Origin of the sequence: Streptomyces sp. Z423-1, assembly GCF_013009255.1 — a bacterium.
Classification (GTDB): Bacteria; Actinomycetota; Actinomycetes; order Streptomycetales; family Streptomycetaceae; genus Streptomyces; species Streptomyces gossypiisoli.
Genome location: NZ_CP053109.1, coordinates 4,919,467 through 4,939,216, shown reverse-complemented (window position 1 = coordinate 4,939,216; position 19,750 = coordinate 4,919,467). Strand labels below are relative to the sequence as shown.

At 71.2% G+C, this 19,750-nt stretch carries 12 protein-coding genes and 4 tRNA genes; 6 read left to right on the top strand and 10 right to left on the bottom strand.

The window, feature by feature from the left end:
- Positions 1–148: 148 nt before the first annotated feature.
- The 8 genes from HJD23_RS22055 to HJD23_RS22020 form a co-directional block, all read right to left on the bottom strand.
- Positions 149–739: a nuclear transport factor 2 family protein gene (locus tag HJD23_RS22055; protein ID WP_171112097.1), complete on the bottom strand. Its 591-nt coding sequence runs from the start codon at positions 737–739 to the stop codon at positions 149–151.
- Between the two features lie 120 nt (positions 740–859).
- Positions 860–1,288 carry a helix-turn-helix domain-containing protein gene (locus HJD23_RS22050; RefSeq protein ID WP_171112098.1) on the bottom strand — a complete coding sequence of 143 codons (429 nt, stop codon included), beginning with the start codon at positions 1,286–1,288 and terminating at the stop codon, positions 860–862.
- Between the two features lie 252 nt (positions 1,289–1,540).
- Positions 1,541–1,789, bottom strand: a complete 249-nt coding sequence (locus tag HJD23_RS22045) for a helix-turn-helix transcriptional regulator (RefSeq protein WP_171112099.1) — start codon at positions 1,787–1,789, stop codon at positions 1,541–1,543.
- A 316-nt stretch (positions 1,790–2,105) separates the two neighbouring features.
- Positions 2,106–2,178 (bottom strand) — tRNA-Lys (locus HJD23_RS22040).
- 99 nt (positions 2,179–2,277) lie between these two features.
- Positions 2,278–3,852 (bottom strand): amino acid permease, encoded by a 1,575-nt coding sequence (locus HJD23_RS22035; RefSeq protein WP_232108163.1) that lies wholly within the window; start codon positions 3,850–3,852, stop codon positions 2,278–2,280.
- 172 nt (positions 3,853–4,024) lie between these two features.
- The gene (locus tag HJD23_RS22030) at positions 4,025–6,124 is read right to left on the bottom strand and encodes a DEAD/DEAH box helicase (protein WP_171112100.1); all 2,100 of its coding nucleotides are present in this window, start codon (positions 6,122–6,124) and stop codon (positions 4,025–4,027) included.
- 354 nt (positions 6,125–6,478) lie between these two features.
- A complete protein-coding gene (locus HJD23_RS22025) occupies positions 6,479–7,018 on the bottom strand; it encodes a hypothetical protein (RefSeq protein WP_171112101.1) in 540 nt (179 codons plus the stop codon).
- A gap of 76 nt (positions 7,019–7,094) precedes the next feature.
- Positions 7,095–7,445 carry a metallopeptidase family protein gene (locus tag HJD23_RS22020; RefSeq protein WP_171112102.1) on the bottom strand — a complete coding sequence of 117 codons (351 nt, stop codon included), beginning with the start codon at positions 7,443–7,445 and terminating at the stop codon, positions 7,095–7,097.
- Between the two features lie 107 nt (positions 7,446–7,552).
- Here HJD23_RS22020 and HJD23_RS22015 point away from each other — a divergent pair, with 107 nt between their 5' ends.
- Entirely contained in the window at positions 7,553–9,115 is a 1,563-nt protein-coding gene (locus HJD23_RS22015; protein ID WP_171112103.1) for a metallophosphoesterase, read from the top strand.
- An 80-nt stretch (positions 9,116–9,195) separates the two neighbouring features.
- A tRNA-Glu gene (locus HJD23_RS22010) sits at positions 9,196–9,271 on the top strand.
- A gap of 61 nt (positions 9,272–9,332) precedes the next feature.
- On the opposite strand, the gene HJD23_RS22005 is transcribed toward HJD23_RS22010, so the two are convergent.
- Both HJD23_RS22005 and HJD23_RS22000 read right to left on the bottom strand, forming a co-directional pair.
- The gene (locus tag HJD23_RS22005) at positions 9,333–10,235 is read right to left on the bottom strand and encodes a hypothetical protein (RefSeq protein ID WP_171112104.1); all 903 of its coding nucleotides are present in this window, start codon (positions 10,233–10,235) and stop codon (positions 9,333–9,335) included.
- 15 nt (positions 10,236–10,250) lie between these two features.
- A complete protein-coding gene (locus tag HJD23_RS22000; protein ID WP_171112105.1) occupies positions 10,251–10,631 on the bottom strand; it encodes a hypothetical protein in 381 nt (126 codons plus the stop codon).
- Positions 10,632–10,716: 85 nt separating this feature from the next.
- On the opposite strand from HJD23_RS22000, the gene HJD23_RS21995 reads away from it, so the two are divergent.
- The 4 genes from HJD23_RS21995 to hrpA all read left to right on the top strand — a co-directional run bounded on the left by HJD23_RS21995 (position 10,717) and on the right by hrpA (position 19,743).
- Complete coding sequence (locus HJD23_RS21995; protein ID WP_171134062.1) at positions 10,717–15,270, top strand: CHAT domain-containing protein; 4,554 nt, start codon at positions 10,717–10,719, stop codon at positions 15,268–15,270.
- Positions 15,271–15,441: 171 nt separating this feature from the next.
- Positions 15,442–15,516: transfer RNA gene (locus tag HJD23_RS21990), tRNA-Asp, on the top strand.
- A gap of 22 nt (positions 15,517–15,538) precedes the next feature.
- Positions 15,539–15,615 (top strand) — tRNA-Phe (locus HJD23_RS21985).
- A gap of 189 nt (positions 15,616–15,804) precedes the next feature.
- A complete protein-coding gene (gene hrpA, locus HJD23_RS21980) occupies positions 15,805–19,743 on the top strand; it encodes an ATP-dependent RNA helicase HrpA (protein ID WP_171117721.1) in 3,939 nt (1,312 codons plus the stop codon).
- Positions 19,744–19,750 lie beyond the last annotated feature (7 nt).

Here is a 19,750-nt window from a genome sequence, read left to right as displayed (position 1 = left end):
GGATCGAATCCTTGCCGGGTGGTACTTGGCCATGCCGCGTGGCGCTGTTCTGCTTGATCAGCGCCACGCGGTATGGGGGCAAGAACCGGCGTGTGATGGCACGTCTCACGCCGTCCGCTCACGCATCGCTCACGCGTGAGGGACGTTCTTACCTGCGGCGGAGGGTCACAGGTAGATCCGTGATCCGTAGCCAGTTGTGCTGGTGGTACTCGGGGCCGACGTACTTGTCGATGGCGGTCAGGTCCTTCTTCACCATGAGCTGCTTGTTGTACGCCGCGACCAGCCGCTTGTTGTACGCGGTCTGCCACCTCGGCCCCGGCGCCTCCGTCCGCGGCCGGCTCTCCGTCGAGAACATGTCGTTGCCGTTCACGGAAGTCTCGGGCACGTCCTGCTCCGCGCCCCATTGCTCGGCGATCTTCCCGCCCTGGAACCGGAAGATGTCGAAGACCGCCTTGCCCCGTTCACCCGGCGTCATGACGACGTTCGAGTGGACGATCACCAGGTCGCCCTCGGACATCACCCGCTTGATGTCGTACTTGACGTCCGGGAACTTCTGGTGGAGGGCCGTACCGAGGTTCTTCAGCGCCTTGGCGCCATCGGGCGCGAGCGGGTTGTGCTGGATGAGGTCCGGGCGGACGTAACGGTCGACGACCTTGGTGTCGCCCCGCTCGAACAGACCCTTGAGGAGGCGTACGGTGACGGCCTTCTGGTAGCTGAGGCGCTCCGCCGCATGCAGCATCGCCCCTGGACCCTTGACGGGCTCTTCGCGCAGACCGGGCTTCAGCTCTCCGGGCAGACAGCCGTCCCTGGCATCACCCGTTGAAGATCAGGAGTCGCGCTGTCCCGCCGCCGCTGTCGACTACTCGGAGGGCTCAGAGGGCGCGGGTTGGCGTGCGGCGTCGTAGCGTTGCTGGGCCACGGTGATCTGCGGTAGCGCGTCTTCCAGTAGCTCGATCACGTCGATCAGCCGGTCGGCGACCTGGGTGCCCAGCGGGGTGAGGCTGTACTCCACGCGCGGCGGGATGGCGCTGTGCTCGTGGCGGTTGACCATACCGTCGCGTTCCAGGGCGTGCAGGGTCTGCGACAGCATCTTCTCGCTGACCCCATCGACGCGGCGCCGTAGCGCGTTGAAGCGGTAGGGGCCTTCCCGTAGCGCCGCCAAGGCGAGGGCGCCCCACTTGCTGGCGATGTGCTCCAGAACCGGCCGGGAGGCGCAGGCGCGGAAGAAGACGCTGGCGGCCCACTGGGCGGTGTCGCCGTCGGAGGGGGTGGGGCTGGGCACGCTCATGCCGGCCAGTCTAGTCCATCCACAACCAACAAGTAAGTACTAGGGAATGGTTGGCGCTTTTCAATAGTTAGTGCTTTCCTGTGGGTGGGCGGCGTTGGGATGGCGTCGCCACACCAGCCCGCAGCGGGGCACGGGAACGGCCCGTCCCCCTGCCCACCGAAGGATTCGCATGATCACCGTCACCGGAGCCACCGGCCACCTCGGCCGACTCGTCGTCTGCCCCACCGACATGGCGACGGCCCGGAGATCGAATCAAGGTGCTGCGCGAGTCACGCGGCATGTCGAGGCCCACCCTCGCGCAGGTGCGGCCGCGGCCCCGAGCAGGTCCTCCAGGTTCGGCTTTCGCTGCGCGTACTCCCAGCGGTGAATGGTCCGGTGGTCCCGGCCAATGCGTTCGCCGAGCTGAACCTGAGTGAGGTCGGCGTTCACACGGGCTTCCCGGGTGCGTGCACCCTCCCGGCGGCGGGGGAGCGCCCAGTCGGGCGTGGGATCGAGAGGCACATGCTCACGTTGTAACGATCTTGCCTCGGTGTCTTTGCCCAGCAGGCAAATTGCATGATCTTGGAGGGGAGCGGGAACCGTACCGGAACACCCCCCTCCGCTAACTGCCGAAGGCGTTGCGGTCCCCCGCGAGGGTGGCCCAGGAGAGGACGCCGGAGGCAGGGACGGGCGGCCGACATTGAGTCGGCCGCCCGTTTCCAACAAGCCCCACTTCCGCTGCACTTCGGTGGAGCTTCGGTGGAGCTAGCGATCATGAAATTATCTCGAAACGGACAGGACCCCAACTCAGATTACGTCTGAGCTGGGGTCCGGCGTGTAGGCCCTGTGGGACTCGAACCCACAACCAATGGATTAAAAGTCCACTGCTCTGCCAATTGAGCTAAGGGCCCAGGCGATGTTGCCTCCCCGAGCATAGCCCGAGGAGGCCGCGTCGCCGATCGGGTATCCGGGAGACGGGGCCGACCGCGTGGCGGACGGGTCCGGAAGTGCTAGGGATCTACCGGTTCGCGAGCCGCCGGCGGCAGCGGCCCGGGCGCGTCACCCCGACCCGCCGGCTCCCGCGCCGCCTCCCTCCCGACCGTCCGCTCATGCCCCGGGTTCAGGAACCAGTGCCGAGCCGACGCCACCCACCAGCCGGCCGCGAAGCCGAGGACGACCAGGACGGCGATGGGGGCGTAGTTGAAGGTCTCCCACGTCACCGGGGAGACCTGCGGGAGCATGAAGAGGATCGTGATGACGGCGACCCAGCCGACGGCGACCACCCCGACCGGACGCGACCAGCGGCCCAGATGCCACGGGCCCCGTTCGAAGGCCTCGCCCTTGCGCAGGCGCAGCAGCGTCGGGATGACGTACGCGATGTACAGGCCGATCACCGCGATCGACGTCACCGCCGCGTACGCCGTGACATTGATCAGGTAGGGCAGGCCCAGGGCCAGGGCGCCCAGCGCGGCCAGCCAGACCGCTGCCACCGGCGTCCGGGTGCGCGGGCTCACCGTGTGCCAGACGCGCGAGAACGGCAGCGCGCCGTCGCGCGAGAAGGCGTAGATCATGCGGCTGTTGGCCGTCACCGACGCCATCCCGCAGAACAGCTGCGCGCCGATCACGACCAGCAACAGCAGTTTGCCCGCCGTGGCGCCCAGCGCGTCGAGCAGGATCTGCGCGGGCGGTGCGCCCGTCGGGGACGTGCGCGCGCCCTCGTACGACTGGATGGCGAAGGTGAAGCCCAGCAGCAGCACGAACCCCGCTATCCAGGACGTCCAGATCGAGCGGACGATCCCCTTCGGGCCCGCCGTCGACGCGTCCCGCGTCTCCTCCGTCATGTGGGCCGAGGCGTCGTAGCCGGTGAAGGTGTACTGGGCCATGAGGAGGCCCAGGAGGACCACGTACACCCCGCTCCCCCAGCCCGTGTTGTTCACGAACTCGCCGAAGACGAACGACGCCGACTGATGGTGATCGGGTACGAAGGTCAGCGCGCCGACGATCAGGGCCACGCCCAGCACGTGCCACCACACGCTGACGCTGTTCAGGAAGGCGACCACGCGCACGCCGAAGGTGTTCAGCAGGCCGTGGAGCAGCAGGATCCCCGCGAAGAGGAGGATCGTCCTGGCCGGGGTGACCTCCCAGCCGAACTGCAGGTTCAGGTACGCGCCGAGGAACGACGCGGCGCCGAAGTCGATGCCCGCCGTCACCGCCACCTGGCCCAGTACGTTGAACCAGCCCGTGAACCACGCCCAGGCGGCGGCCGTCCGCGACGGCGCCAGCCGGTGCGCCCAGAAGTACAGGCCCGCCGACGTCGGGTACGCCGAGCAGATCTCGGCCATGGTCAGCCCGACGAACAGGGTCATCAGGCCGACCGCGACCCAGCCCCAGGTGATCACCGCCGGGCCGCCGGTGTTCATGCCGAACAGGTAGAGGGTCAGGCAGCCGGAGAGGACCGAGATGATCGTGAAGGAGACCGCGTAGTTGGAGAACGCCGACATGCGGCGGGCGAGGACCTGGGTGTAGCCGAGCTGGGCCAGACGTTCCTCGTCCGTCGGCCCGCCACGCAACCCGTCATCTGTCATGCCCCCAGCAATTCCCTCGCCGGGGCCGTGACACACATCACAGGTGTCCCATCCCTCTCAGAAGTCGGCCGATCATTCAGCCGTCGCACAGGCTTTCGGGATGTGAAAAGCGCCGTGGCCCCACCCGGCGAGGGGCGGGGCCACGGCGCTCATGGCTCACGTGCCGCGGAGGTCAGCCGTTGCGCTTCCAGCGCGGCTTGTCCTCGCGGCGCCCGAAGGAACCGCCGCCGCGGTGGTCGTCACGGCGGCCGTACGGGCGCTCGTGACCGCCGGTGCGGAAGCCGGGGCGGTCGCCCTGGCGGTCGCGGTTGAACGGACGGTCGCTGCCACGGTGGCCGCCGCGCTCGTCACGCCGCTCGAAGGGACGGGCCGGACGGTCGTCGCGGCGGAAGCCGCCGCGGTCGTCGCGACGCTCGAAGGAACGGCCGCCACGGTCGCCGTCACGGCGGTCGAAGGAACGCCCACCACGGTCGTTGTCCCGGCGCTCGTCCCGGCGGAAGCCGCCACGGTCGCCGTCCCGGCGGTCGAAGGAGCGGCCACCACGGTCGTCGCGGTCGTCGCGGCGGAAGCCACCACGGTCGTCCCGGCGCTCGAAGGAACGGCCACCGCGGTCACCGTCACGGCGGTCGAAGGAACGCCCACCACGGTCGCGGTCGAAGGAGCGACCGCCACGGTCACCGTCCCGGCGGTCCCGGCGGTCCCGCCGCTCGTACGACGCCGAGGCCCCCGTACGCTCCGGCCGCTCCGGGCGCTCGGTCCGCTCGAACCGCTCCGCGTCCCGCGCCCCCGCCTGCTCCGGCACCGACACCTCGATCACGTCCGGCACCTCGGTCACCTCAGCCGCCTCGGCCACCGCGACCTGCGCCTCGGCCACCGCCGCCTGCGGGTCCTCGCCCCGCTCGCGGGCGACCCGGGCGACCAGCCGGTCGGCCTCCTCGCGCAGCTCGGCGGCGCGCCGCTGCGCCCGCTCCAGCTGCTTGGTGAGCTGGGCGACCTCACGCTCGGCCTGCTGCGCGGCGTTGCCCGCGGACTCGGCCTGCACCTCGGTCATCGACCGGGCGCCGGTGATCTCGGCGACCTCGGGGTCGAACGCGCCGGCGCCCTGGATGAGGTGGCGCGAGGCGTCGACGCCCGCGTCCTCCATCAGGCGGAAGATCTGGCGGCGCTGGTGCGGCAGGGCGAGCGACACGACCGTGCCGGTACGCCCGGCGCGCGCGGTACGGCCCGCCCGGTGCAGGTAGTCCTTGTGGTCACCGGCGGGGTCGACGTTCAGCACCAGGTCGATGCCGTCGACGTGGATGCCGCGCGCCGCGACATCGGTGGCGACGAGGACATTGACGTACCCGTCCTTGAAGTCCGCCAGCGTCCGGGTCCGGGCGCCCTGCGTCATACCGCCGTGCAGCGCCTCGGCCTTGGCGCCGGCGTCGCGCAGCTGCTCGGCGACGCGGTCGGCGCCCAGCTGGGTCCGCACGAAGATGATGGTCCGCCCCTTGCGGGACGCGATGGCCGCCGTGACCGGCGCCTTGTCCTTGGGCTTCACGATCAGGATGTGGTGCGACATGGTCGTCACCGCGCCCTGGGCCGCGTCGACCTCGTGCGAGACCGGGTCGTTGAGGTAGCGGTCGACGAGGGTCTGGATCTCGTTCTCCATCGTCGCGGAGAACAGCATCCGCTGACCGCCCGCCGGGACCTGGTCGAGCAGCTCGGTCACCTCGGGCAGGAAGCCGAGGTCGGACATCTGGTCGGCCTCGTCGAGTACGGCGATCCGCACGTCGTCGAGCGAGCAGGCGCCGCGGTTGATGATGTCGCGGAGCCGGCCGGGGGTGGCGACCAGCACGTCGACGCCGCGCTCCAGGGCGTAGATCTGGTTGCCCATCGACGTACCGCCGCAGACCACCTTCATCTTCAGCCCGAGGACGTCCCCGTACGGCTGGAGCGCGTCCGCCACCTGCATGGCGAGCTCACGCGTCGGCGTGAGGATCACGGCCCGGGGGCGCTTCTTCTCGGTGCGGCCGCCGGCGAGCTGGGCCAGCGCCGGCAGGCCGAAGGAGAGCGTCTTGCCGGAGCCGGTACGGCCCCGGCCCAGGATGTCCTTGCCGGCCAGGGCGTCCGGGATGGTCGCGGCCTGGATGGGGAAGGGGGTGGTCACACCGTTCTGCGCGAGCTTGCGCACGACGCCCTCGGGCAGGCCGAGGTCGGCGAAGGTGAGGTCGGGGGACTGGTCGTCGCCTTCTGCGGGCAGGACGGCGTGATCAGTACTGGCGATAGACATACGTCTGCGAAACCTTCCGGAGTCTCGTCGGCACGCGCCCGTCAACTCCGTGATTCGCACACGACCGCCTCAATGCGGTCCGCCACGGCAAGGGAGAGTACGCGCCACACGGCGCGCTCTGCGGTGGCGCCGGGCAAATGGGATCAAACGATCTACCAAGATACGCACCCACCACCCCGAAAGGCAAACCGGGCCCGTTTCGGCAGGTCGGCGGCCTACCGGCGGCTTGCTTGACGAGGCGCCCCGACCGGCCTCTGCGCGACCCGACCGGCAGCCAAGATCCCAAGCCGGACGGCGCGGCGAGACGCCCCACACCGCCCACACCCCGACGGCCGACCGACACCCCGGCCACCCCTAAGCCGGCGCCCCCGCCTCCGGCGCCGGTTCCCGTTGGGCCAGTTGCGGTCCCGTCTCCTCATGCGCCGACGAAGACGGCTCCGCGGCCGTCGGGCCGGGAGAGGCCGGCGGCTCCGGCGACGGTGGGGGCGGCTCCGGGTCCGGGGTCGTGCGGGTGGGCGTCGGCTCGGGTGGGGGCGGCGGTGGATCGCCCGGCTTGGCGGTGGGGCCGGGCCGCGCCGGTGCCGAGGCCGACGTACTCGCCCCCGGCGCCTTCCCCGGCCCCGACGGCTCGGGCGTCTCACCCGGCGACGCCGAGCGGCCGCCCTTCCCGTCCTTGCCGCGCGCGGGCTCCGCGCCGCCCGCTGCCCCGCCGCCCGCGACACCACCGCCGGACAGCGCGGTCCCGCCGTCGGGCGCCGCGCCGCCCTGCGGTCCCGCCGAGTGCGAAGGCGTGGCCCGGTCGCCGTCGTCGTCACCCACGCTCATACAGCCGGCGGCAGCGGCGACGGCCACCAGGGTGGCGGCCAGGCGGACGGGTACGTACAAGGGGCGCACGGGCAGCCACCTCCGAGGCGGGGTGATGGAGTCAACCTGCCCAACTCCCGCCGCCCACAAGAGGACACGCGCCCCGCTACCCGTATCCCAGCGCGTGCAGCCGCGCGTCGTCGATCCCGAAGTGATGGGCGATCTCGTGCACGACCGTGATCTCGGTCTCCACGACGACGTCCTCACGCGACTCGCACATCCGCAGCGTCGGCCCCCGGTAGATGGTGATCCGGTCCGGCAGCACCCCCGCGTACCACTCCCCGCGATCGGTCAGTGGCGTCCCCTCGTACAGCCCGAGCAGCTCGGGATCGTCGGCGGGCGGTTCGTCCTCGACGAACACCGCCACGTTGTCCATGAGCCGCGTCAGCTCCGGCGGGATCCGGTCCAGCGCCTCGGCGACCAGTTCCTCGAACTCCTCGCGCGTCATCTCCAGCACAGGCCCCATTGTCCGGTACGACACCCTCGTACGAGACCCCTGCCACCATCCCGTACGACCCACTCGGTGCCCGCATATCCACCCGCGCATATGGGCATACGGGACCAATGGCCCGCGTCCCAGCCGCCGTCCGGAACACGATGAGCCGTCTTCGAAGCATCCGCCGCCCCCGCCCCACCGCCGACACCACCGCACTCGAACTCTTCCCCCCACCCGCCAACCGCTGGACCCGAGCCCTGGGTCTCCTGGCCGTCGTCCTGCTGGGCGCCTGGCTGGGGCTGCTGGTGGTGGGAAACGTCCGGGTCCCGGTCGGTCCGATGGACACGACGATGACCCTGCGCCCGTCCGTCACCGGCGGCACGAAGATCAACGTCTCCCCGCTGGGCGCCCTGCACCTGGACAGCCATATCGCCCCGGTCCGCCTGGACGTGAACGTCGACCAGCTCGACCCCGCCCGCTCCCAGGCCCTGGTCGACCGCCCCGAACGCCTCTCCGGCCTCCAGGACGAGGTCGCCCGGGACGTCGGGCACGGCGCCCTCGACCTGGCGATGCGCTCCTGCGTGGCCGTCGTCGCCGGCGCGACCACGCTCGGCCTCGTGGTCTACCGCCGCCCGCGCCGCGCACTCGCGGCCGGCGGCCTCGCGCTCACTCTCCTGGCCGCCTCGGGAGCGACGGCGTACGCCACCTGGAACCCCAAGTCGGTGCTGGAGCCGAGGTTCTCCGGCCTGCTCTCCTCCGCCCCCTCCCTGGTCGGCGACGCCCGCAGCATCGTCACCGAATTCGACGTCTACCAGCAGGAGTTGGCGCGGCTGGTGACCAATGTGACCAAGCTGTACGACGCCACCTCCACGCTCCCCGCGTACCGCCCGGACCCGACCACCATCCGCGTCCTGCACGTCTCCGACATCCACCTCAACCCGGCGAGCTGGAAGATCATCGCCTCGCTGGTGAAGCAGTACAGGGTGAACGTCATCGTCGACTCCGGCGACACCATGGACCACGGCACATCGGCGGAGAACGGCTTCCTGGACCCGATCGAGGACCTGGGCGCCCCGTACGTCTGGGTGCGCGGCAACCACGACTCCCGGACCACCCAGCGCTACCTGGAGGGCCTGAAGAACGTGCACGTCCTCGACGACGGCCGCGCGGTGTCCGTCGCGGGCCTGCGCTTCGCGGGCATCGGCGACCCCCAGTTCACCCCCGACCGCACCAACAAGCCCGGCGCCGAGGCCTCCCAGGAACTGTCCGGCGCCCGGCTGGCCAGCTCCCTGCGCGACCAGCGTGCCGCCGGCACCCCGGTGGACGTGGCCGTCGCCCACGAACCCGAGGCCGCCCGGCAGACGGACGGCGAGGTGCCCCTGGTCCTGTCGGGTCATCTGCACCACCAGGAGATGGAGGTGCTGCCCTACGGCACCCGGCTGCGCATCGAGGGCTCCACCGGCGGCAGCGGACTGCGCGCGGTGGAGGGCGAACACCCGGACCCGATCGAGGCGTCGATCCTCTACTTCGACCGCGACACCCGCCGCCTCCAGGCCTGGGACGCGATCCGCCTGGGCGGTCTCGGCCTCACGACGGCGGAGGTCAGCCGCCATCTGGTGGAGGAGAACCAGCCGGGGGCCACCCGGTCTCCGTCGCCGTCTGCCACCCCGTCCGGGGAGCGCAGTCCGTAAACCGTTTTGGCGATCCCTCCCGCCATCCCATATGCTTCTCACGTCCCCGACGCGCTGAAAAGCGCCCAGGCGGGCCGATAGCCCTCATCGTCTAGCGGCCTAGGACGCCGCCCTTTCAAGGCGGTAGCACGGGTTCGAATCCCGTTGGGGGCACCAGCGAAGACGTACAGAAACCCACTCCTCACCGGAGTGGGTTTTTTGCATGAACCCCGCTGTCTCACGCGTGCTTGCGCAGATGCGCCGTCACCTGCATGCCCACGGCCGGGGACAGCCGCCCGGGCGGTACGTCGAAGCCCAGCTCCCGGGCGAGCGTCGCGCCCCGCAGGTCGAACGCGGCCTCGGTGAGATGAGCCAGCGTGTCCACGGCGGCGCGGGTGCGGCGCAGGCCGGTGACGAAGACGGCGGCCGCGACCGGCAGGGCCGGCCACCACCACACCGCCACCGGCACCGCCAGCAGACCCCAGCCGGCGAGCGCGACGGCCGCGTCCAGTTCGGTGCGGGCGGTGCGCAGGGCGTTCTGCTCGGAATCCGTCAGCACCAGCCACAGCCGCGGCCAGGCGAAGACGACGTCCAGCCGGTACCAGCCCCAGACCCGGACGTCGACCGCGCCCAGCCGGTCCCCGGCCCAGACGGGGTGTGCGGGCGGCCGCAGGGCGACGGCGTTGCGGCGGGCCGCGAGCGCGTCCAGCCGGGCGCTGTCGGCGGCCGACGGCCGGGCACCGACCCGGTCCAGCTCCTCCCGGTACGCCTCGTCGGCCGCCGCCCACCGCGCGGCACGGGCGGCCGTACGCCGCTGCGCCAGCCGGTCGAGGCCGCGCGGCCAGGGCTCGAACCACAGCCGCTCCAGCACCGCCGCCGCCCCTCGGGCGGCCAGCCCGGCGGCGGCCGACAGCAGCGGCAGCACCACGATCACGAACAGCCACACCGACGACACGCCCCGGCCGATCAACGGACCGCCCGGCTCCAGCAGGCCGGTGAGCCGGCCCAGGTCCGCCCAGTGCGCATGCCCCAGCCGGTACGCGGCCGCCGCACCCGCCACGTACAGCAGTCCCGGCAGGACGAGCAGCGCCATCCAGCGCTCGACGTACCTGCGGCCCAGCTCGACCAGTACCGCGTTCATCGCTTCCGCCGCCCGTCAGCCGAACCGCAGCGGGCTGTCGTGCAGCGCGCACACCGGCAGGTCGTCGCCGGGGCGGGGCAGCTCGCCGCGGCGGCACGTGCCCACGGGGCAGCGGTAGCGGCCGTGGGCGACATGCCCGGACTGGTCGACACCGGGCAGGTCGACCAGGCCGCCGGGGGCTCCCGCGCCCAGCGCCTCGGGGGGCACCGTGCGGGCCGTCCAGGACTCCAGCAGGTCCAGCAGGCCCAGGTCCCGCAGCCGGTCGGTGACCGGTTCACCGCGCCGGGCCGCCGCCAGGGTCTCCTCCAGCGCCTGACTGTCGCCGGTCCCCGCGGCGACCGTGCGCAGCGCGGGAAGTTCCCGGCACAGCACGCCGAGCAGCTCCGCCGTCTCCACGAAAAGCTCTCCTCCCCCAGAGAGTTGATGGACCATCATGATGCCCTGAACCAACACCGACAGCGGCGGCCGACGGGGGCGGACCATGCGGGAGGACATCGGCGAGGGCATCGGCGGGAACATCGGCGACGACACCGGCGGAGACATCGGCGGAGACATCGGCTGGGCACGGGCGGAGCTGCTCGTCGAACGGCTCGGGCAACGGCTGGAGTCCTTCTGGACCAACGGCGTCCGGGAAGCGGTGACGGCTCCCGAGGCGGTGGCCGAGGCGGACGAACTGCGCGCGTACGTACTGCGGACCGGGGACGGCGAGGGCGGCGGGCCGCTGTACGTCCTCGACCGGTCCGTGGTGGCCGCGATCGCGCATCTGCACTACGCCCGGTGCCTGGTCATGGGCCCGGACAGCGCGCAGGCCGGGCCCGAGGTACAGCTGACGCTGATGCTGTTCGCGGTGGTAGCCCGGTTCACGCCGGACGCGGTGCCCGACGAGCTGCGGCCGACGGTGGCCACGCTCCCGGCGTTCGAGGCGGAGGACGTGGAGGAGAGCGCCGAACGCGCCCTGGAGCTGCTCCACCGCTGGCAGACCGCGTCGGACGCCGCCGCGCTGGAGGAGGCGATCACCCGGTGGCAGCGGCTCGGGGAGGTACTGCCCGCGTCCCACCCCGGCCGCGCCATGCTGCTGTCCAACCTGTGCGCGGGCCTGCGCTTCCGGTACACGCTGCACGGCAACGAGGCGGACGTGGAGGAGTCCGCCGACATGGGCTTCAAGGCCGTACGCCGGGCCGCCCCCGACGACCCGAACCGGGGGATGTACTACACCAACCTGTCCGGAACCCTGACCCTGCGCTACGCACTCCGGCACGACCCGGCCGACCTGGAGGCCGCCGTCGACACCGGGCAGCAGGCGGTGCGGGTCGCGCCCGAACCGCACGCCCTGTTCCACTCCAACGCGGGCCTCGCGCTGCTGGAGCGCTACGAACGCCACGCGGCGGCCGCAGACCTGAACGCTGCGACCGAGGAATGCCGGGCCGCAGTACGGCATGCGCTGCCGGACGATCCGCAACGGCCGATGTACCTGACCAACCTCGGGCGCGCCCTGGAGAAGCGCTACGTCCGCTTCCGGCAGCCCGCGGACCTGGAGGCCGCCCTCACGGCGGCACGGCAGGCCGTGACGGACTGCCCGCCCGCCCATCCCGGCCGCCACGGCTTCCTGCTGGCCCTCAGCCACATCCTGCGGACCAAGGCCCAGGACACCGGGACGGACGCCGACCTCGACGCCGCCGTGGACACCGCACGGCAGGCGGTGGCCGCCGTACCCGACGCCGGCCCCGACCGGAGCGACACCATCGAGAACCTCAGCCTGGCCCTGCGGCTCAGATACAACCGGCGGCAGCGACAGGCGGACATCGACGAGGCCGTGACGCTCCTGCGGCACACCTCCCACGATGACAACGGCACCCACCACCTCTACAACCTGGCCCGGGTGCAGCTCGCCCGGTTCCGGCAGACCGACGACCCCGCCGACGTCGACGCCGCGATCACCGCCGCCCGGCGCAGCGCCGACGCCGTGGCCGGCAGCCACGAGCAAGGCGTACCGCTCACCCTCCTCGGCGAGGCCCTGCTCGCCCGGGGCACCCGCACGAACTCCCGCCCCGACACCGAAGAAGCGATCACCGTCCTGACCAGAGCCCGGGCACTGCTCGCCGACTACCACCCCACCGCCCTCAGCGTCTGCCTCTCCGAGCTGGGCAACGCCCACACCCGGCGCTTCGACACCACCGCGGACCCGGCCGACCTCGACCGGGCGATCGACGCCTTCCAGGAAGCCATCCGGCACACCCCCGACCACCCGGAACGGGTCGTCGACGAATCCCACCTCGGCGGCTCCCTGCTACTGCGCCACAGCCGCACCAACTCCCCCGACGACCTCGCCGAGGCCCTGGCCTGGAACCGCCGCGCCGCCGACCGGATCACAGACGTCGATCAGGAACACGCAGGCCAAGTGCTGTTCAACCTCGGCCGCACCCTCCAGGCCGTATACCAGCAGAACGACGACCTCACCGCCCTCGACGAGGCAGTACGCCGCCTGGAAGACGCCCTGCGCACCCGGCACCGCAGCCCCGCCGACCGCGCCAAGACGCTGTCCAACCTCGGCGCCGCCCTCCGCGTCCGCGCCGAGCGACTCGGCGGCCGCGCCGACCTCGACCGCGCCGCCGACCTCAGCCGCCAGGCGGTCGCCGCCCTCCCCGCCGACCACCCGGACCGCGCCATCTACCTGTCCAACCTGACGACGACCCTGCTCGCCCGCCACATCTCGTACGGCGCCCAGCAGGACCTGACCGACGCGGTACGGGCCGGCCGGGAATCCGTCGAGGCCACAGCGCCCTCGGACACCACCACCCTCGTCGTCCACCTCACCAACCTCGGCATCACCCTGCGCCGCCGGTACGAGTCGTCGGGCGCCCTCGACGACCTGGACGAGTCGATCGAGGTGTGCCGCGCCGCCGTACGCGCGCTGCCCCCCGGACACGTCGACGAGTCCCTGCACCGCAGCAACCTCGCCGTCGCCCTGATCTCCCGGTACGGACGCACCCGCGTCCCCGCCGACGCCGACGAGGCCGTCGAGGTGGCCCGCGCGGCCGCCGACAGCGTCCCCGACGACCACCCGCAACGCGCCACCCACCTCTCAAACCTGGCGCTCGCCCTGCGCGCCCGCTCCGACGGCCGGAACCAGCCGGCCGACGCCGACGAAGCGATCGACCGCATCCGGCACGCCATCCGCCTCTGCCCCGCCGGACACCCCCAGCGCTCGCTCCTCCTCGCCAACCTCTGCACGGCGCTCCTGGCCACCGAGCGCGACGACCCTGCCACCATCACCGAGGCGGCGAGCGCGGCCCGCACCGCCCTGCGGGCCACACCCCAGGACCACCCACAACGCGCGTCCAGCCTGTCCACCCTCGGCCACGCCCTGATCGCCCGCGCCCGCCTGGACAGCGACCCCGACGACCTGGCCACCGCCTTCGACCTGTTCCGCCAGTCCACCGGCATCACCACCGCCCCCGCGGCGGTCCGCTTCCGCGCCGCCCGCACCTGGGCCGCGGCGGCCACCACCGCCGGCCAGTGGCACGAGGCCCTCGACGCCTACCGCGCCGCCATCGCCGAGCTACCCCTGCTGGCCTGGCACGGCCTGGACCGCCGCGACCGCCTCGACGCCCTCGGCCGCGCGGCGGGCGTGGCCGGCGAAGCAGCCGCCGTCGCCCTCAACACCGGCCGCCCCCACGAGGCCCTACGCCTGCTGGAACAGGGCCGCGGCGTCCTCCTCACCCAAGCCCTGGACGCCCGCGACGACATGACCGACCTGCGGGAACGAGCCCCGCACCTCGCCGACCGCATACGGGAGATCCGCGCCCTGCTGGACCAACCGGCCGCGGACACCCCGGACGCGCGCACCCAGCGAGCGGCGGCGGAACAGCGCCGGGAACTCGCCCAGGAGATGGACGACTTGGTGACCCGCGTCCGGGAGCTGCCCGGCCTGGAGGACTTCCTCCGGCTCCCCTCCCTCGAACGGCTCCAGTCCGCCGCCGCCCACGGCCCCGTGATCGTCGTCAACACCAGCACCGTCCGCTGCGACGCCCTCATCGTCACCCGCACCGACGTCCACACCGTCCCGCTCCCCGACCTCCACCTCACCGAGGACGACGGCCTGATCGACCGCACCGAAACCCTCCTCGACGCCCTGTCCACCATCGGCCGCTCCCCGTCCGACGCCTGGCGCGCCCAGCGCGTCCTCACCCGCACGCTGGCCTGGCTCTGGGACACAGTGGCGGCCCCGGTCCTGGCCGCCCTGCCCGACGACACCCCCACCCCCCGCCGCCTCTGGTGGTGCCCCACAGGCCTACTCACCCTCCTCCCCCTGCACGCGGCAGGCCACTACACACGCCAGAAGGGCCCCTCCCTCCCCGACCACTACATCTGCTCGTACACCACCACCCTCCGAGCCCTGGCAGCCGCCCAATCCCACCCCACGCCTCCCCCCACCCCCCGCATGCTGGCCGTGGACCAGTCCGCCACCCCCGGCCTACCACCCCTCCCGCAGGCAGCAGCAGAAGTACGACGCCTCTCCCACCGCATCCCCCACACCACAGTCCTCACGGGCCGGGAAGCAACCCGCGAGAAACTCTTGACCACCCTCCCCACCCACCCCTACCTGCACTTCTCCGGCCACGGCACCCAGGACCCCACCGACTCGTCCGGCGGCGCCCTCTACCTCCACGACCACGAACAGTCCGGCCCCCTCACGATCACGGACATCTCCCGCCTCCGCCTGACCGACGCCCAGCTGGCCTACCTCTCGGCCTGCGAAACCGCACGGGGCGCCGCGGCCGTCCCCGACGAGGCCGCCCACCTCGCCGGCACCCTCCAGCTGGCGGGCTTCACCCACGTGGTCGCCGCCCAGTGGGCAGTGGACGACGCCTGCGCCCTGAAAGTGGCGGACACCTTCTACGCGGGCCTGACCACCCCCGACCACCGCATCACCCCCGACCGAGCGGCCCAGGCCCTCCACACCGCCGTCCAACGCCTGCGCCACGAGAACAGGGACCCCCTCTGGTGGGCGGCCTACGTCCACACGGGCCCCTGAGGCGGAATTAACCGGTACGGGGCACCATCCACCCTCTGATATGCTGATCCAGCGACATCGGGCACCAAGAAAGTGCAGGTCAGCCAAGGGGAACGCAATCCCCGGCAGCTTTCTTCCACTGGTTTTGGAGACCCACCTCGCCGTGTGCGACACTGTCGTACGCAACAGCCTGGTCCTGTGGAGCAGTTTGGAGTGCTCGCCACCCTGTCAAGGTGGAGGCCGCGGGTTCAAATCCCGTCAGGACCGCTCGGGGTCACACAAACCCCGTGGCTGGGTAGCTCAGTTGGTACGAGCGTCCGCCTGAAAAGCGGAAGGTCGCCGGTTCGACCCCGGCCCCAGCCACCACAGAAACCCCCGTCGAGATCATCGGCGGGGGTTTTCACGTTCCCCGACCGCACCGTAGGCGCTACCGCAACCACGCACACCACCCGCACAGGCCGCCGCAGGCACCCGCGCCTCAGCCCCCGCGGCCGCCCGCTCCCGCAACGAAATCATTCGCGTCGGATTTCCCGGGGATGAGATCCTGGAACCCGTATGTCTACGCTGCCTGCCCTCGCCCCCCGCCTCACCGACCTCTCCCTGCGCGACGCGCACCGGCTCGGGCGCAGGCTCGAAGGTGCGCGGAAGATCCGTAAGCCGGAGGCTCGCGCCGCCGTCCTCGCCGAGATCGAGGCGGAGATCGCGAAGGCCGAGGCCCGTATGGCCGAGCGCCGGGCCCATGTACCCGCGGTCACGTACCCGCCCCAGCTGCCCGTCAGCCAGAAGAAGGACGAGATCGCCGACGCCATCCGCGATCACCAGGTCGTGATCGTCGCCGGTGAGACCGGGTCCGGCAAGACGACGCAGATCCCGAAGATCTGCATGGAGCTCGGGCGTGGCGTCCGCGGCATGATCGGGCACACCCAGCCCCGCCGTATCGCCGCCCGTACCGTCGCCGAGCGGGTGGCCGAGGAGCTGGACACCCCCCTCGGTGAGGCCGTCGGCTGGAAGGTCCGCTTCACCGACCAGGTGAATCCGGACGCCACCTTCGTCAAGCTGATGACCGACGGCATCCTGCTCGCCGAGATCCAGACCGACCGCGAGCTGCGCGCCTACGACACGATCATCATCGACGAGGCCCACGAGCGCTCCCTCAACATCGACTTCCTGCTCGGCTACCTCGCCCAGCTCCTCCCCAGGCGCCCCGACCTCAAGGTCGTCATCACCTCGGCCACCATCGACCCGGAGCGCTTCTCCCGGCACTTCGGTGACGCCCCGATCGTCGAGGTCAGCGGCCGCACCTACCCCGTCGAGGTCCGCTACCGGCCGCTCCTCGAAGAGGACACCGACGACGCCGACCGCGACCAGATCACCGCGATCATCGACGCCGTGGAGGAGCTCCAGCAGGAGGGCAAGGGCGACATCCTGGTCTTCCTCTCCGGTGAGCGGGAGATCCGGGACACCGCGGACGCGCTCATCAGGAAGCAGTACCGCTTCACGGAGGTCCTCCCCCTCTACGCCCGCCTCTCCCACGCCGAGCAGCACCGCGTCTTCCAGCCGCACACCGGACGCAGGATCGTGCTGGCGACCAACGTCGCCGAGACGTCCCTCACCGTTCCGGGCATCAAGTACGTCATCGACCCCGGCTTCGCCCGGATCTCCAGGTACAGCCACCGCACCAAGGTCCAGCGGCTGCCCATCGAGCCGATCTCGCAGGCCAGCGCCAATCAGCGCAAGGGCCGCTGCGGCCGTACCAGCGACGGCGTCTGCGTCCGTCTGTACAGCGAGGACGACTTCCTCGCCCGCCCGGAGTTCACGGACGCGGAGATCCTCCGTACGAATCTCGCCTCCGTCATCCTGCAGATGACCGCCGCCGGCCTGGGCGACATCGAGAAGTTCCCCTTCATCGATCCGCCGGACCACCGCAACATCCGCGACGGCGTCCAACTCCTCCAGGAGCTGGGTGCGCTGGATCCCACCCAGAAGGATCCGCGCAAGCGCCTGACGGACACCGGCCGCAAGCTCGCCCAGCTCCCGGTCGACCCGCGCCTGGCCCGTATGGTCCTGGAGGCCGACAGGAACGGCTGTGTCCGCGAGGTGATGGTGATAGCCGCCGCGCTCTCCATCCAGGATCCCCGCGAACGCCCCGCCGACAAGCAGACCCAGGCGGACCAGCAGCACGCCCGCTTCAAGGACGAGACGAGCGACTTCCTCGCCTATCTCAACCTCTGGCGCTACATCCGCGAGCAGCAGCGCGAACGCGGCTCGTCGTCCTTCCGCCGGATGTGCAAGCAGGAGTACCTGAACTTCCTGCGCATCCGCGAGTGGCAGGACATCTACACCCAGCTGCGTACGGTCGCCAAGCAGATGGGCATCCACCTCAACGAGGACGACGCCCCCGCCGATCGCATCCATGTCTCCCTCCTCGCCGGTCTGCTCTCGCACATCGGCATGAAGGACGTGAAGGACGGCAACAAGAACGAGTACCTGGGCGCCCGCAACGCCAAGTTCGCGATCTTCCCCGGCTCGGCGCTGTTCAAGAAGCAGCCGCGTTTCGTGATGTCCGCCGAGCTGGTCGAGACCTCCCGCCTGTGGGCCCGCGTCAACGCCAAGATCGAGCCCGAGTGGGTCGAGCCCCTCGCCGAGCATCTGATCAAGCGGACGTACAGCGAGCCGCACTGGGAGAAGGACCAGGCCGCGGTGATGGCGTACGAGAAGGTCACGCTGTACGGGGTGCCGATCGTCGCCCAGCGGAAGGTGAACTACGGCCGGATCGACCCGGAAGTCTCCAGGGAGCTTTTCATTCGCAACGCGCTGGTCGAGGGTGACTGGCGCACGCACCACAAGTTCTTCGCCGACAACCGCAGACTCCTCACCGAGGTCGAGGAGTTGGAGCACCGGGCCCGCCGCCGGGACATCCTGGTCGACGACGAGACCCTGTTCGACTTCTACGAGCAGCGCGTCCCCGAACACGTGGTCTCCGGCGCCCACTTCGACTCCTGGTGGAAGCACAAGCGGCAGGAGCAGCCCGACTTTCTCGACTTCGAGCGCGAGATGCTCATCCGCGAGTCGGCGGAGGCCGTCACGAAGGCGGACTATCCGGACTCATGGCGGCAGGGCCCGCTCAAGTTCAGGGTGACGTACCAGTTCGAGCCGGGTGCGGACGCCGACGGCGTCACCGTCCACATCCCGCTCCAGGTCCTGAACCAGGTCACCGAGGAGGGCTTCGACTGGCAGATCCCGGGCCTGCGGGAGGAACTGGTCACGGAGCTCATCCGCTCCCTGCCCAAACCGATCCGCCGCAACTACGTACCCGCGCCGAATTTCGCGAAGCGCTTCCTGGACACGGCCGTCCCCCTCCAGGAGCCCCTCACCTCCACCATGGCCCGTGAGCTGAAGCGGATGGTGGGCGTGCCCTTCACCGCCGACGACTTCGACTGGGCGAAAGTCCCCGACCACCTCCGGATCACCTTCCGGATCGTCGACGAGCGGCGCCGCAAGCTGGCCGAGGACAAGGATCTGGAGGCGCTGAAGCTCCAGCTGAAGCCGAAGGCCCGCAAGGCGCTGTCGCAGGCCGCTGCCGCCACCGCCGAGCGCCGGGGTGGCGAGTCCGTCGAGCGCAAGGGCCTGACCGACTGGACCATCGGCACTCTCAGCCGCGTCTTCGAGACCCGCCGCGCCGGCCAGCCGGTGAAGGCGTACCCGGCGCTCGTCGACGACGGACCGACGGCGAACACCGTCTCCGTGCGCCTCTTCGACACGGAGGCGGAGCAGGCGGAGGCCATGTGGAAGGGCACGCGCAGGCTCATCCTGCGCAACATCCCGGTCAATCCCGCGAAGTTCGCGAGCGACCGCCTGACGAACGCCCAGAAGCTCGCCCTCTCGGCCAACCCGCACGGCTCGATCCAGGCCCTGTTCGACGACTGTGCGATGGCGGCTGCGGACAAGCTGATCGCGGACTTCGGGGGGCCGGCGTGGGACGAGGAGTCGTACCGCAAGCTCTACGACAAGGTGCGCTCCGAGATCGTCGACACGACGGTGCGTACGGTGGGCCAGGTGCAGCAGGTGCTCGCCGCCTGGCAGGCCTGTGAGCGCCGTCTGAAGGCCGTACGCAGCCCCGCGCTGCTGCCGAACCTCCAGGACGTACGCAAGCAGTTGGACGCCCTTGTGAAGCCTGGCTTCGTCACGGAGGCGGGCCTGAGCCGTGTGCCGCACCTGATGCGCTACCTGGTGGCCGCGGACCGGCGCCTGCAGCAGATGCCGACGAGCGTGCAGCGGGACACCACGCGCATGGAGAAGGTCCACGAGATGCAGGACGAGTACGCGTGGCTGCTGGAGCAGATGCCCAAGGGCCGCCCGGTCCCGGCCGCCGTCCTGGACATCCGCTGGATGATCGAGGAGCTCCGCGTGAGCTACTTCGCGCACGCGCTGGGCACGGCGTACCCGGTGTCGGACAAGCGGATCGTGAAGGCGATCGACGCGGCTGTCCCGTAACGGACCC

Coding starts and splice junctions, on each gene's coding strand:
- HJD23_RS22055 (WP_171112097.1), bottom strand. CDS start 739: ATGCTGCATGCGGCGGAGCGCCTCAGCTACCAGAAGGCCGTCACCGTA.
- HJD23_RS22050 (WP_171112098.1), bottom strand. CDS start 1,288: ATGAGCGTGCCCAGCCCCACCCCCTCCGACGGCGACACCGCCCAGTGG.
- HJD23_RS22035 (WP_232108163.1), bottom strand. CDS start 3,852: ATGACAGATGACGGGTTGCGTGGCGGGCCGACGGACGAGGAACGTCTG.
- HJD23_RS22030 (WP_171112100.1), bottom strand. CDS start 6,124: ATGTCTATCGCCAGTACTGATCACGCCGTCCTGCCCGCAGAAGGCGAC.
- HJD23_RS22015 (WP_171112103.1), top strand. CDS start 7,553: ATGGCCCGCGTCCCAGCCGCCGTCCGGAACACGATGAGCCGTCTTCGA.
- HJD23_RS22005 (WP_171112104.1), bottom strand. CDS start 10,235: ATGAACGCGGTACTGGTCGAGCTGGGCCGCAGGTACGTCGAGCGCTGG.
- HJD23_RS21995 (WP_171134062.1), top strand. CDS start 10,717: ATGCGGGAGGACATCGGCGAGGGCATCGGCGGGAACATCGGCGACGAC.
- hrpA (WP_171117721.1), top strand. CDS start 15,805: ATGTCTACGCTGCCTGCCCTCGCCCCCCGCCTCACCGACCTCTCCCTG.